Below are 14364 nucleotides of genomic sequence, written 5' to 3'. Positions count from 1 at the left end.
CGGTCTCTCGGGGGATCAGACGAAATGAAGATCAAACCGCAATGCACAGGTACCGGCCCACTGCAGACACGCGTCGCACGGGGCACGATGATGGCCGCGATCCTCTGTTCAGGATGGCTGACCGTTTATGGCGCGCTCGCGCAGGAAGGCGTCGAGTCGGCCGCGCTGACCAAGGGCGGCGCCAGCGCGCCGGCCGCGGTCGGCAAGGGGCCGATGCAGATGACGATCAGCATGGCGCCGGTGGCGGCCGCCGCGCCCGCCGCAGCGGCGGGGCCGCTGCGCGGGCCGAACTGCGTCGGCGCCGTGCGCGAATCGACCAGTGTCAGCGTGCCGCTCGGCAAGTCGCTGCTGGTGCCGATGCCGGAGCCGGTCCGTAATCGGACGATCGGCAATCCGGCCGTCGCGCAGGCCACGATGGTGTCGCCGCAGACGCTGTACATCCTCGGGCTCGCGGTCGGCACGACCAACATGATCGTGCAAGGCAAGAGCGGGGCATGCCGCGTGATCGACGTCGCGGTCGGCGCGGATGCCGGCGGCCTGCAGGCGTCGCTGATGCAGCTGATGCCGAGCGAGCGCGACATCCACGTGTCGACCGCCGCCGGCACGATCGTGCTGGCGGGCACCGTGTCGAGCTCGATGGCCGCGCAGCAGGCCATGCAGATCGCCCGGGCGTACGGTGACAGCGCGGGCGATCCGGCGGGCGGCGGCAAGGCGGGCGGGGTGCTCAACATGCTGAACGTCACGTCGCCGCAGCAGGTGATGCTCGAGGTGAAGGTGGCCGAGGTGTCGAAGACGCTGATCAACCAGATGGGCAGCGCGCTCAACATCCAGGGCGGCTTCGGTTCGTGGAGCGGCGCGCTGGTCAGCAACCTGCTCGCGGGCGTCGCCACCGGCATCGCCTTCAGCAAGGCGAACAACAAGCCGTTCAACCTCGCGGCCGACGCGCAGAACACCGACAACATGGTCAAGATCCTCGCGGAGCCGAATCTCGTGACGATCAGCGGCCAGGAAGCGACGTTCCTCGCCGGCGGCAAGATCTTCATCCCGATCCCGCAGAGCGGCAGCAACGGCGTCTCGTCGATCACGCTGCAGGAAGAGGAGTTCGGCGTCGCGCTGAAGTTCACGCCGACCGTGCTGGGCAACGGCCGGATCAGCCTGAAGGTCGCACCGGAAGTGTCGGAGCTGTCGCAGACGGGCGTCACGCTGAGCGCGTCCAACATCGGCGGCACGTCGATCCTGCCGCTGATCACGACGCGGCGCGCATCGACGACGGTGCAGATGGGCGACGGCGAAACGTTCGCGATCGGCGGGCTGATCAAGGACAACGGGACCGGCGCGCTGAAGGCGCTCCCCGGTGTCGGCGAAATTCCCGTGCTCGGCGCGCTGCTCCGCAGTACATCGTTTCAGCAGGACCGCACCGAGCTGATCTTCGTGATCACGCCGCACCTGGTGAAGCCGCTGCAGACCGCCGACGTGCCGTTGCCGACCGACAGCTTCTCGAAGCCGAACGAAGTCGACGTGTATGCGACCGGCAACATGGAAGGCCGCGGCGGTGTTCGCAAGCACGGCGCCCAACCGGCGAACGGCGCGGCAGCCGCACCGCAGACCCCGGCCCAGGCACCGGCCCCCGCACCGGCACCGCAATCGGAAGCGCCCGCCGCCCCGGCCGCCGCGCTGCCCGCGCCGCGCGCGCCGCAGGGGACGGACGCGCAGCCGCCGGCGCCGGCCGAGCCGCAGAAGACGCCTGCACCGGTTGCCGCCGCCGTCTCGCAGCACGAATCCGCCAACGCGGCCCGCATCGCGCGTATCGAAGCCGCCGCCGCCCGTCTTGCGGCGGCCGGTTCCGACACGCCGGCCCAGCCCGCGGGGCAGCCGAAGCGCCGGACACCGGCGGCGGCCCATGCGCAGCAGGTCGTGCGCGTGAGCGCGGCACCCGAATCCACCGATCGTTGAAGCCATCCAAGGGGACGCTCATGAAATCCGCCTACCTCGTCATCGTGCGCCGCGTGGCGCTCGCCGCACCGCTCGCGTTCGCGCTTGCCGGCTGCATGTCGTCGACCCCGGTGTGGGACACCCGCTTCGGCGATTCGGTCCGCGCCGTGACCCAGGCCCAGATCATCGACCCGCATGCCGCCGACCACGCGGCCTCGGTGTCGGCGCCGGGGGTCGACGGCGCTGCCGCCGCGGCCGCGCTCGACAACTACGACAAGTCGTTCAAGCAGACCGTGCCGCCCGCCAATGCGTTCGTGATCGGCATCGGCAAGTCCACCCAGTAACGACGGCACGCTCAGGGAGAACGCCATGAACAGCGCAGCTCGCCATCCGAAAGTCATGCGTCGCAGCCTGCATCGCCAGCGCGGTGCCGTCGCGATCATCGTCGGTCTCGCACTGGCGGTGATGATCGGGTTCGTCGGCCTCGCGCTGGATCTCGGCAAGCTGTACGTCACGCGCAGCGAACTGCAGAACAGCGCCGATGCCTGCGCGCTGTCGGCCGCGCGTGACCTGACCTCGGCCATCAGCCTGTCGGTGGCCGAGGCGGACGGCATCGCCGCCGGCCACCTGAACTTCGTGTTCTTCCAGAACAAGTCGGTGCAGATGTCGACGAACGCGAACGTCACGTTCAGCGACTCGCTGTCCAACGCGTTCCAGACGAAGAACTCGGTCACGAAGCCGGCGAACATCAAGTACGTGCAGTGCACCGCCACGTTGAGCAACATCGCGCACTGGTTCATCGAGATACTGAACGTGCTGCCGGGCACGAAGCTCGCGAACGCGGCGGAGGTGTCGGCCAGCGCGATCGCCACCGTCGGCGGCGGGCAGACGACCTGCGCGATTCCGGTGTTCGTGTGTCGCGGCCCGTCCGATCCGGCCTACAAGGTCGGCGACTGGATCTCGTCGCCGTCCGGGTCGTCGTCGACCTACGGGCCGGGCAACTTCGGCTGGGCGGCGCTCGACGGCTCGACGAACGAACCGACCCTCGCGAGCGAGCTGTCGGGCAATACCTGCAACATCACGAGTCCGCCGGATCTCGCCACCACGGGCCTGAAGTCGGCGTCGCTGCGCGCCTGGAACACGCGCTTCGGCATCTATACGAACGGCGCGAACGGCTCGAGCGGCCAGCCCGACTTCACCGGCTATGCATATGTCGGCCCGAACTACGGGCCGCCCGGAACGGCGGGCATCAAGGGCGACGCGTACACGCAGTTCGTGGCCGACCGCGCAGCCTTCAAGTCCTACCAGGGCGACGGCGCGCCGCCGACCGGCAGCGGGATCAACACCAACGGCACCGCGACGGCGAGCAACTACCAGACTTACGGCAGCGACCGCCGTGTCGCGCTCGCGCCGGAAGGCGACTGTTCGACGCTGAAGGGCAGCAGCGGCAAGGTGCACGTCACGCAATGGGACTGCGTGCTGATGCTCGATCCGCTGCCGTTCAGCTCCGGCAGCGGCGCGATCGTCGCGCACCTCGAATACCTCGGCTCGTCGGTCTCCGGCAACAATCCGTGCGCGACGCACGGCTTGCCGGGCAGCGGCAGCGCGTCCGGGACCCAGGTCCCGATGCTCGTTCAATAGCGGAGAGCGGATCATGAAAAAGCCCCCGTTTCGCCGTTCGCGCACCCGCGGCGCCGTCGCCGTCGAGTTCGCGCTCGTGCTGATGCCGATGATCATGCTCGCGACCGGCGTGGCCGAGTTCGGCCGCGCGATCTACCAGTTCGAGACGCTGACCAAGGCGACGCGCGATGCGGCGCGCTACCTGTCGGTCTGGTTGCCGACCGACAGCGCGTATCCGGCCTCGCAGGCGCAGTGCCTCGTCGTCTACGGCAGCACGACGTGCGGCGCCGCCGGCACCGAGCTGGTGCCGGGGCTCAAGACGTCGATGGTGACGATCTGCGACGCGCAGCGCACGACCGGCTGCAGCGACACGTCCGACCCGGCGCAGTTCGCGAACCTGCCGACCTACGACTCGAACAACAACGCGTCGGGCGGCACCGCGACGGGCGCGATCAACGTCGTCGAAGTGAAGATCACGGGCTACAAGTACCAGCCGATCCCCGCGTTCCCGGGGCTGCCGTCGATCACCTTCAACAACATCGTCACCGTGATGAGGCAAGTGTCATGAACGCGCGCCATGCCCCCCCGTCACGCCGGCGTGCCCAACGCGGCTCGGCGATCGTCGAGTTCGCGCTGATCGCATGGATCCTGATCATGCTGCTGATCGGCATCTTCGAATTCGGCCGCGTGCTGTTCTACTGGAGCACCGCGAGCGAAGCCGTGCGCCTGGGCGCGCGCACGGCGGTGGTGTGCGACGTGAATGCGGCCGGCGTCGTGAAGCGGGTGAGAGCGCTGCTGCCGTTGCTGTCGAACGCGAACGTGTCGGTGAACTACTCGCCCGCGAGCTGTGACGTGAATTCGTGCGCGTTCGTGACGGTCAGCGTCACGAACGTCACGGTCAAGACGATGATCCCGTTCGTGAACATCACGGTGACGATGCCGCCGTTCACGACGACACTGCCGCGCGAAAGCCTCACTTCCGCGACCGGCGGCGCCAACTGTAATTAATCGAACAGGCGAGGCACACGACATGATCAACATCCTCGTAGCTTCCGACGACACCGCGCGTCTTTCGCAGATCGCGCGCCTCGTGGCCGACTGCGGACACTATCGCGCGACACGCGCGACCGGCCGCCCGTCGCAGATCGAACATCGCACCGACGGGCTCGACGCGTTCGATATCCTGCTGGTCGACGGCACGTCGCTCGACCCGTCCGAGCTGTCGGCGATCGAACGGATCTGCCGCGCGCACGCGAGCCTGACCTGCATTCTCGTGACGGCCGACGCGTCGCCGCACGTGCTGCTCGACGCGATGCGGGCGGGCGCCCGCGACGTGCTGCAGTGGCCGCTCGACCCGCAGGCGCTCGGCCACGCGCTCGAACGGGCCGCCGCGCAAAGCACGCGGCGCGACACGGACGACACGCGGATCGTGTCGTTCATGTCGTGCAAGGGCGGAGCCGGCACGAGCTTCGCGGCCAGCAACCTCGCATTCGAGATCGCGGAAGGCTTCAAGCGCCGCGTGCTGCTGATCGACCTGAACCAGCAGTTCGCCGACGCGGCGTTCCTCGTCAGCGACGAAACCCCGCCGTCGACGCTGCCGCAGCTGTGCGCGCAGATCGAACGGCTCGACAGCGCGTTCCTCGACGCGAGCGTCGCGCACGTGACGGAAAACTTCCACGTGCTCGCGGGCGCCGGCGACCCGGTCAAGGCCGCCGAGATGCGCGAGGACGCGCTCGAATGGATCCTGGGCGTCGCCGCGCCGCGTTACGACTTCGTGATCTTCGACGTCGGCGTCTGCATCAATCCGCTGTCGATGGTCGCCCTGGATCGCAGCGACCAGATCGCGCTCGTGCTGCAGCCCGCGATGCCGCACGTGCGGGCCGGCCGCCGGCTGCTGGAGATCCTCGTGTCGCTCGGCTACTCAACTGACCAGATGCGGCTGATCGTGAACCGCGCGACGCGCGCGAGCGACCGCACTCGCACGGCGCTCGAGGAAGTGCTCGGCCTGCACGCGGCCTGCACGATTCCCGACGATGCCGACACCGTGCTCGAAGCGCTCAACCAGGGCCATCCGGTGTCGCGGGTCGCGCGCGGCACGGGGGTCGTCCGAGCGTTGCAAGGGTATGCGAAGCAACTCGTCGAAGGGGAGGTGCGCGCGGGACACGGCGCGACGCACAGCGAACCGCTGATGTCCCGGCTGTTCGGCCGCAAGGCCACGCCGAAGCTCAAGTCCATGTAAATCTTTCGGGGAACCATCATGTCATTGCGCGAACAGATGTCCTTGCAACGGGCCCAGCCGCTGGCGACGGGCAGCGAACCGGCCGGCCCGACCCATTCGTCGGTGCGCGACGCATACCAGAAGCTGCGCCGCGAAATCCACCTGGCCGTGCTCGAACGCGTCGAGCTCGAGCGCCTGTCGCGGATGCCGCAGGAATCGGTCCGCATGGAGATCGGCCTGCTGATCACGCGCATCCTCGACGAGGAGCGGCTGCCGGCGAACGACATCGAGCGGCGGCAGCTCGCGATCGACGTGTACGACGAGATGTTCGGTTTCGGCCCGCTCGAAGCGCTGCTGCGCGACCCGACCGTTTCCGACATCCTCGTGAACACGTACCGGCAGGTCTATGTCGAGCGCTTCGGCCAGCTCGAACTGACCGACGTGACGTTCTACGACGACGCGCACCTGATGAAGGTGATCGAGAAGATCGTGTCGCGCGTCGGGCGCCGCATCGACGAATCGAGCCCGATGGTCGATGCGCGTCTGCCCGACGGCTCGCGCGTGAACGCGATCATCCCGCCGTCCGCGATCGACGGGCCGCTGATGTCGATCCGGCGTTTCGCGGTCAATCCGCTGAAGATGGACGACCTCGTGCGCTACCACAGCCTGACGCCGCCGATGGCCGAGTTGCTCGATGCGCTGTCGCGCGCGAAGGTGAACGTGCTGGTGTCGGGCGGCACCGGCAGCGGCAAGACGACGCTGCTCAACATCCTGTCCGGCTTCATTCCGCGCAACGAGCGGATCGTGACGATCGAGGATGCCGCCGAACTGCAACTGCAGCAGCCGCACGTGCTGCGGCTCGAAACACGCCCGCCGAACATCGAAGGCAAGGGCGAGATCACGCAGCGCACGCTGGTGCGCAACGCGCTGCGGATGCGCCCGGACCGGATCATCCTCGGCGAAGTGCGCGGCGCCGAAGCGCTCGACATGCTCAACGCGATGAACACCGGCCACGAGGGCTCGCTCGCGACGATCCACGCGAACACCCCGCGCGACGCGCTGACGCGGCTCGAGAACATGATCAGCGTCTCCGGCCTGACGCTGCCGCCGAAGACGATGCGCCAGCAGATCACGTCGGCGATCTCGGTGGTCGTGCAGGCCGCGCGGCTGACCGACGGCAGGCGCAAGATCGTCAGCATCCAGGAACTGACCGGGATGGAGGGCGACATCATCAACATGCAGGAGATCTTCACGTTCAAGCGAACGGGCGTGGACCGCGACGGTTCGGTACGCGGCCACTTCTGCGCGACGGGCGTGCGGCCGAAGTTCGTCGAGCGGCTGCAGGCATTCGGCATCAACCTGCCGGATTCGCTGTACGACCCGTCTCAGCGGTACGAGACGAACTGACGACAGGGCGCCGTTCGCTGCCGGGGAGGCTTCATGAACACGATCTTTTACGGTTTTGTGATTCTCACCTTCGTCGCGGTGGTTCTCGCGATCGAAGGCGGTTATCAATGGTGGAACGCGCGGCATGGCGCCGCCGCGCGCCGGATCGAATCGCGCATCCGCTCGATGTCGGCCGGCGGCAACGTCCAGCAGGAACGGCTGTCGATCCTGAAGAAGCGGATGCTCGACGAATCGAAGCCGTTCGACCGGCTGCTGCTGCGCATGCCGCGCGTGCATCGGCTCGATCTCGTGATCCAGCAATCGGGCCTCGACTGGACGCTGCCGAAGCTGATCATGCTCAGCACGGTGTTCGCGGCGTTCGCGTGGCTTGCGCTGAGCTTCGCGACGTTGCCGCAGCTCGCTGCGCTGCCGGTCGCGCTGTTCGCCGGATGCCTGCCGATGATGTACGTGATGCGCTGCCGCGGGAAGCGGATGCGCAAGCTCGAGCGGCAGTTGCCGGACATCTGCGACATGATCGCGCGCGCGCTGCGGTCCGGCCACTCGTTCACGAGCACGCTCGGGATGGTCGGCGACGAGTTTCCCGAGCCGATGGGCGGCGAGTTCCGCGTCACGTTCGACGAGGTCAACTACGGCGTGTCGTTGCACGATGCGCTGATGAACCTCGTCACGCGCGTGCCGGTGCAGGACCTGCGCTACTTCGTGATCGCGGTGCTGATCCAGCGCGAGACGGGCGGCAACCTCGCCGAGCTGCTCGACAGCATCGCCGCGCTGATCCGCGAGCGCTTCAAGCTGTTCGACAAGGTGCGCGTGCTGTCGGCGGAAGGGCGGTTGTCGGCATGGATTCTCGGGCTGCTGCCGTTCGGCACCGCCGCGGTGATGGCGCTGCTGAACCGCGAATTCCTGTCCGTGCTCTGGGAGGACCCGGCGGGGATCAGGATGGTCGGCGCGATGCTGGTGTCGATGCTGTTCGGGCTGTTCTGGATCCGCCGTATTGTCCGCATTCGCGTCTGACGCGCGAGCCGTATAACGAACCGTTGCGAGGCTGTCATGCAAAACCTGAGCGTAGTCCAGGCCGTGATGCTGGGCGGCTTGTTCCTCTTCGTGGCCGGCGGCGCGCTCGTCGCGATGCTGCTGTTCGCGCCGCGCAGCATCCAGCGCCGGGTCCAGCAGGCCGGCGGGGCCGGGGCGGGCGCGACCGGCGTGGCGGGCACGGGCGACGGCGACGACCTGACGTCGCGCTGGGTCGCGAAGCTGGTCGAGCTGTCCACGCCGATCTCGAAGCTGTCGGTGCCGAAGGAGGGCTGGGAGAATTCGCCGCTGCGCATCCGGCTCATGAATGCCGGCTGGCGCAACCAGAGCGCGGCTGCGCTGTATTTCACCGCGAAGACGGCGCTCGCGCTCGGGTTGCCGTGCGCGGCGCTGCTCGTGCTGATCACGACGTCGCTCGGCGACGAGCGTGCGATCCTGTCGGTCATCCTCGTCGCGCTCGCCGGCATCGGCTACTACATTCCGAACGTCGTGCTGTCGCAGCGGGTCAAGGTGCGCCAGAGGAAGATCTTCGAGGATTTCCCGGACGCGCTCGACCTGCTGACGGTGTGCGTCGAAGCGGGTCTCGGGCTCGATGCGGCGCTGATGAAGGTGAGCGAGGAGCTGCGGTTCAGCAGCGAGGTGGTCGCGAGCGAACTCGACCTGCTGCTGCTCGAGATGCGCTCCGGCTTCACGAAGGAGACGGCGCTGCGCAATCTCGCGCTGCGTACCGGTGTGGAGGACATCGAATCGTTCTGCGCGATGCTGATCCAGGCCGACCGCTTTGGCACGAGCATCAGCGAATCGCTGCGCGTGCTGTCCGACATGCTGCGCACGCGGCGCCGGATGCGCGCGGAAGAGCGGGCCGCGAAGATCGCGCTGAAGCTGCTGTTCCCGCTGATCTTCTGCATTTTCCCCGCACTGATGATGGTGCTGCTCGGGCCGGCGATGATCCACGTCTATCGCGTGCTGCTGCCGACGTTCGTGGGCATCGGGCAGTGAGTGACGCAGCGGCGTTGCGCCGGTTGCGTCGATCAAGGTTTTGCGTGCCGGATGGCCACCCCCGCCGGCCGGCACGGTAACAGGCTTCATGGAGGCTCCCTCCCCAGGCGGCGCCGCGAGACAGGTTGACCATAGCGGCGTCAAGGCATCCTGGACCCATGGTCGGCCATGGAACGAGCCGTAGTCCACCGCCTTAGCGGCTGCCCCCTACTGCTAACCTGAATGCCGGCGAAGTTTGCCGGCATCGCGTTGTGCGCCTGGATGAAACGGCACGGCGATACCTCGCCTGATAGTGAAAGACGGCAACGATCCGCGGGATTGTTGACTCCGTCGTTCATGGCAATGGCTTCTCGTTCGTTTTTTGCGCACCGCTGCGCGCCATCCGAAAATCTCCTTGAAATACCCGGCCCGAATTTCTACATTATTGAAAATCATGCCTGCATCACGGGACTGACGACGCAAACGTTGCACGTGCCGGAAATACCGAACAACAACACTTGAAAATCAAGAGACTGCCCGACAATACGGAAAACAGGCCAGTCACGCACGATCAAGGCCGGGGGAAACATGAACGAGCAAGCAATGGCAAGCAGGTGGCCTGACGCTTCATCCAGCAGACATCCGCGGGCCCGTGGCGCCCGCGCGAATCCGCCGCGCACGTTCCCCGGTCCGCTTCCCCCCGATTCCTGACCGCCGGCACGCGACCGCGTCCGCAAGACCGTTTCCGCACCGACATCCCGCACGACGAAGCACACCCGAAGCGGCCCGTACCCGGCCGGCGTCGCGTCGCGCGTCGGCCGTGCCGGCACGACCATTCGAACGAGGGACCCAGCATGGCCATCGATGTGCCTGTGACACGCCGGACGTTTCTGAAGCTGGCCGGGAGCGGCGCGCTCGTCGCGATCTCGATCACCCATTTGCCGGCGCTGGCGCTCGGCGCCGCCGGGCAGGCGGACGACGACGCGGCCGGGCCGGGCTGGGCGCCGGTGCCCGGCAAGGCGCGCTGGCGCATCGACGGCATCCCGAAGGTCACGGGCCAGAAGATCTACGCACGCGACTTCAAGTCGCGCGACTTCGTCGGCTGGCCGCAGCAGGAGAACTGGCTCTATGCGTTGCGGTGCGATCGGGTCGACGCCGTGTACGAAGGCTACGACCTCGGTGTGCTGCCGGCCGAATTGCGGCCGATCGCCGTCGTCGACAACGCATTGCTGAGCGCGCGGCGGATTCCGCTGGCACCCGAGGCCGACCCGATCGCGAACCAGGACATCTACTGGCTCGCGCGCACCGGCCACGCGGCGGATTGCTACGGACAACCGGCCGCGCTGCTGATCTTCGAGAACTTCGATGTCTATCGTCGAGCGAAGAAGCTGCTCGATTTCAACCAAGGCGTGATCCGTTACGGCGCGCCGGTCACGCGCCCGACGACCGCGCAGGCCGTGCCGTTTTCTCCCGTGACCATCTACGTGCGCGATGACGAACGCGGCTTCAACTACGTCGACAACTACCAGACCGACAGCAGCGGCAAGCCGACCGCCGAATACCTGAAGCAACGCGAGGAGGCGGTCGCCAACATCGACGCGACGATTGCCCGCAACGCGGCCGCCGGCGCGTGGATCGGCGTGCGCGCGACCGGCAACGAAGGATTCGAGACGCCGGCGATGGACCCGATGTTCATGGAACCCGAAGCGGGGCTCGCATGGTACGACGCATCCAGCGCGACAATGAGCCTCGTGCTCGGTACGCAGTCGGCGAACGACGATGCGACCGGCGCACTCGCGCTGTTTCAGGGCAGCGACATCGCGGCCAAGGAGGCCCACGTCATCGCGTGCTATCCGGGCGGCGGCTTCGGCGGGCGCGACAAGTCCTATTTCCCGCTTTATCTCGCGCTCGCGGCGCCGTTCGCGACGGGCGCGCTACGCTGGCAGCAGTCGCGCTACGAGCAGTTCCAGGTCGGGCTGAAGCGCTGCGAAACGCAGTTTTCGGAATCGCTGTGGTTCAACCGGCGCGGCAAGCTCGAAGCGATCACGTGCGATTTCCTGATGAACGGCGGCGGCAAGAAGAACCTGTCGCCGTACGTCGCGCAGCTCGCCGCGCTGAGCGCGATGAGCTGCTACGAGATTCCGCGCGCACGCGCGCAGGCGGCCTCGACTTACACGCGGGAAGTGTTCGGCGGATCGCAGCGCGGCTTCGGCGGCCCCCAGGCGTTCATGGCGGTCGAGACGCTGATGGACGAGGCCGCGCGCCGGCTCGGGCTCTCGCCGTTCGCGATCCGTCGCGCCAATTTTCTCGGCAGCACGCCCGGGCTCGGCAAGGGGCGCGCGATCACGGGTGCGCCGATCCTGTTCGACCTGCAGCTCGACGCGCTGCTCGACCGGCTCGAACAGCACCCGCTGTGGCGCGAACGCGAGCGCACCCGCGCGGAACGCGCTGCGCACCATCTTCGCTACGGCGTCGGACTCGCGATGGCGAACGAGGCCTACGGCACCTCCGGTGACGGCATGTTCGGGATGGTGCAGATCCTGCCCGACAGCCGGCTGCGCGTGGTCACGCCGTACACCGACATGGGTAACGGCGCGGCCACGACGCTGGGGCTCGCACCGTCCGAATTTCTCGGGCAGAACGCGCAGACGATCGCCATGAGCGAGATCGGGCCGTTCAATGCACTCGGGCTCACGCGGTCGAGCAACCCGTCGGCCAATCCGAAGACGGTGCGCTATACGTACGGTTCGTCGAGCGCCTGTCTCGGCGCATTCCATCAGTACCACGCAGTGAAGGGGGCGGCACAGGCCTTGTTCCTGCAAAGCGTGTTGCCGGCTGCCCGTGCATGGTGGGGCGTGTCCGTGCGGGCCGAGGATGTGCGCTGGGCCAATGGTGCGCTCGTCGCGAACGGCCTCACGCCGATTTCGTGGCCGACGCTGCTCGACACCATCACGGAGCTGGGCCTGCAGACGGTGGCGGCCGTGCATGCGAGCTATGCCGGCTACTTCTGGAAGGGCACCTATCCGTTCGCGTCGGGCAGTGCGCAAATCGACTACGACTACGTGGCGGTCGGCCTCGATCCTTACTTCCTGACGCCGTTGTACCGCGCGCTGCAGGCGCCGCCGGTCGACACGAGCCTCTACGGGCGCACGACCTATGCGCCATCGGCGTCGCTCGTCGGCGTGTCCGTCGATCCGGCGAACGGGCGCGTGAAGGTCGAGCGCGTGGTGTCGGCGGTGAGCGTCGGGCGGCAACTGTCGCCGGAGCTCGTCGAAGGACAGTCGCAGGGCGCGGTCGCGATGGGCATCGGCAACGTGCTGACCGAGACGTGCCCGCTCGGCCCGGACGGCCCGGGTGGCGGCCGATGGAACCTCGACCGCTACGAGGTGACGCGCCTGCCCGACATTCCCGAGCAAGAGCTGATCGCGCTGCCGCCGCCCGGCAACGATCCCGCGAATGCGCGCGGCATCGCGGAAGCGGTGATGTGCCCGATCGCGCCGGCGCTGCTCAATGCGCTGGCGATGGCGACGGGGCGAAGGTTCAGGGTCACGCCGGTCACGCCGGACAAGATTCGGGAGGCACTGCAATGAGCGATCCGATCCGCATGGTCGTGAATGGCCAGCCCGTCGAGGCAGCAGCCGACGACGCCGACATGAACCTCATCGACTTCCTGCATGAACGACAGGACCTGACCGGCACGAAGCTGTGCTGCGGCATCGGCGTGTGCCGTGCGTGCACGGTCGGCGTGCGCAACACGCCCGACGCGCCGATGGAAAAGACGCTGTCGTGCTCGACGCCGGTCAGCGCGATGGCCGGCATGCACGTCTACACGATCGAAGGGCTCGCGCAGGACGGCACGCTGTCGCCGCTGCAGCAGAGCTTTCTCGAATCGTTCGCGTTCCAGTGCGGCTACTGCGCGTCGGGATTCCTGATGGCCGCGACCGCGATGCTCGATCATCTGCGCGCGCAGCCGGTGCCCGCCGCCGAACTGGACGCGATGATCGAGACGTGGGTGGGCGGCAACGTGTGCCGATGCACCGGCTACGTCAAATACATCGAGGCCATCCGCAAGGTGGCGATGCGCTACACGAAGGAGGCGGCATGACGATCAGGACCTGCGCCGCGGCGCTGGCGATGCTGCTGGCCGCGCCCGCCTCGTTTGCCGCGGAAGGCGCCGATGCCTCCCTGCACGAATACGCGCAGCAGTGCACCGACGAAATCGGCGAGATTCCCGCGTTCGACTGCAACAGCGGGACGGACGTGCCGATCACCGTCAACGGCAGCGTGCCCGCGCGGTACACGGCACACATGACCTGCGATCGCCCGGCGCTGTTGCCGTACGACGCGCCGACCTCCGGGCAATGCACGCCTTACTCGAAGATCCTCGACCTGTCTCACGGCGACACGCAGATCTCGGCGTTTTGCCGTCGCAAGCAGATCCGCGAGAACCGCAGCCCGTATTACGACGAAGTCGACATCGTGCTGCACCACGTGCGCAACGGCAAGACCTGCTGGTTTCATGCGGACAAGGGCGGCACGGGCGGCATGGACGCGTCGCGCGTGCCGCCGCCGAACGAGAAGACCCCGCCGCCCGGCCGGCCGTCGGCCGCGGAATTCTGGTGGAAACCGGCTGCGACCGCGACGAAGCGCTGCGTGTCGTGCCACGACGCGAGCCCGGTCATGTACAGCCCATGGATCGGGCAGGTTTGGAACCGCGTGCCGACCGATCCGTGGGGCAAGTACGTCAATCTCGGGGCCGACTTCGCGTCATGGACGTCGCACGCGATCAGCACGCCCGGTAACACCTGCATCGGCTGCCACCGGATCGGCGACCAGAACAGTTGCAAGATCTACGTGCCGCTCGCCGCCGGGTTGCTGCCGCCGCCGAAAGGCAGCAACCCGCTGGCGAGCAGCTATCCGCTGACGCACTGGATGCCGATCGACAACAACCGCAGCCGCGACGAGTGGAACGCGGCCAACGTGAAGTCGGTGAGCGACCTGCTCGAGTGCTGTTCGGCGCGGGGCAAGAACGATCCGAAGTGCTCGTTCACGCCGGCGGCGCAGGCGGCGAAGTAGGGGGCCGCCGGCCGGCACCCCCCGCATGCCTGCGTGCTCGAGATCGAGTCGGTGGCGGGCCGGCATCTGATCTGAATCCAGGCCGATGCGCCGTGCCGGACATC

13 protein-coding genes are annotated in these 14364 nt (G+C 67.6%); all 13 read left to right on the top strand.

Annotated features, from left to right (window positions below):
* The first annotated feature begins 24 nt into the window (after positions 1 to 24).
* The 13 genes from QZM35_RS14175 (at position 25) to QZM35_RS14115 (ending at position 14260) form a co-directional block, all read left to right on the top strand.
* A complete protein-coding gene (locus QZM35_RS14175; RefSeq protein ID WP_174970575.1) occupies positions 25 to 1953 on the top strand; it encodes a type II and III secretion system protein family protein in 1929 nt (642 codons plus the stop codon).
* A gap of 20 nt (positions 1954 to 1973) precedes the next feature.
* Positions 1974 to 2276 carry a hypothetical protein gene (locus QZM35_RS14170; RefSeq protein ID WP_089429724.1) on the top strand — a complete coding sequence of 101 codons (303 nt, stop codon included), beginning with the start codon at positions 1974 to 1976 and terminating at the stop codon, positions 2274 to 2276.
* Between the two features lie 25 nt (positions 2277 to 2301).
* On the top strand, positions 2302 to 3573 hold the full coding sequence (locus tag QZM35_RS14165) for a pilus assembly protein TadG-related protein (RefSeq protein ID WP_089433730.1): 1272 nt from the start codon (positions 2302 to 2304) through the stop codon (positions 3571 to 3573).
* A 13-nt stretch (positions 3574 to 3586) separates the two neighbouring features.
* Entirely contained in the window at positions 3587 to 4120 is a 534-nt protein-coding gene (locus tag QZM35_RS14160) for a TadE/TadG family type IV pilus assembly protein (RefSeq protein ID WP_089429722.1), read from the top strand.
* Positions 4117 to 4560, top strand: a complete 444-nt coding sequence (locus tag QZM35_RS14155) for a TadE/TadG family type IV pilus assembly protein (RefSeq protein WP_089429721.1) — start codon at positions 4117 to 4119, stop codon at positions 4558 to 4560. The genes QZM35_RS14160 and QZM35_RS14155 overlap by 4 nt, the downstream gene beginning before the upstream one ends.
* Positions 4561 to 4582: 22 nt before the next feature.
* Positions 4583 to 5791, top strand: a complete 1209-nt coding sequence (locus QZM35_RS14150) for an AAA family ATPase (RefSeq protein ID WP_301776180.1) — start codon at positions 4583 to 4585, stop codon at positions 5789 to 5791.
* Between the two features lie 18 nt (positions 5792 to 5809).
* A complete protein-coding gene (locus QZM35_RS14145) occupies positions 5810 to 7177 on the top strand; it encodes a CpaF family protein (protein WP_089429719.1) in 1368 nt (455 codons plus the stop codon).
* Between the two features lie 33 nt (positions 7178 to 7210).
* Entirely contained in the window at positions 7211 to 8188 is a 978-nt protein-coding gene (locus QZM35_RS14140; protein WP_089429718.1) for a type II secretion system F family protein, read from the top strand.
* A gap of 36 nt (positions 8189 to 8224) precedes the next feature.
* Positions 8225 to 9205: a type II secretion system F family protein gene (locus tag QZM35_RS14135; protein WP_089429717.1), complete on the top strand. Its 981-nt coding sequence runs from the start codon at positions 8225 to 8227 to the stop codon at positions 9203 to 9205.
* A gap of 222 nt (positions 9206 to 9427) precedes the next feature.
* A complete protein-coding gene (locus QZM35_RS14130) occupies positions 9428 to 9706 on the top strand; it encodes a hypothetical protein (RefSeq protein WP_144025264.1) in 279 nt (92 codons plus the stop codon).
* 332 nt (positions 9707 to 10038) lie between these two features.
* Positions 10039 to 12774, top strand: a complete 2736-nt coding sequence (locus tag QZM35_RS14125) for a xanthine dehydrogenase family protein molybdopterin-binding subunit (protein ID WP_301776179.1) — start codon at positions 10039 to 10041, stop codon at positions 12772 to 12774.
* On the top strand, positions 12771 to 13289 hold the full coding sequence (locus tag QZM35_RS14120) for a (2Fe-2S)-binding protein (protein WP_089429715.1): 519 nt from the start codon (positions 12771 to 12773) through the stop codon (positions 13287 to 13289). Before QZM35_RS14125 ends, QZM35_RS14120 begins: the two co-directional genes overlap by 4 nt.
* On the top strand, positions 13286 to 14260 hold the full coding sequence (locus QZM35_RS14115) for a hypothetical protein (protein WP_301776178.1): 975 nt from the start codon (positions 13286 to 13288) through the stop codon (positions 14258 to 14260). The genes QZM35_RS14120 and QZM35_RS14115 overlap by 4 nt, the downstream gene beginning before the upstream one ends.
* Positions 14261 to 14364: the final 104 nt, after the last annotated feature.

The sequence above is a fragment of the Burkholderia sp. AU45274 genome (assembly GCF_030482505.1).
In the GTDB taxonomy this organism is placed as follows: domain Bacteria; phylum Pseudomonadota; class Gammaproteobacteria; order Burkholderiales; family Burkholderiaceae; genus Burkholderia.
Note: the sequence above shows the minus strand (reverse complement) of the source record. Positions and strands in the feature narration are given on the sequence as shown.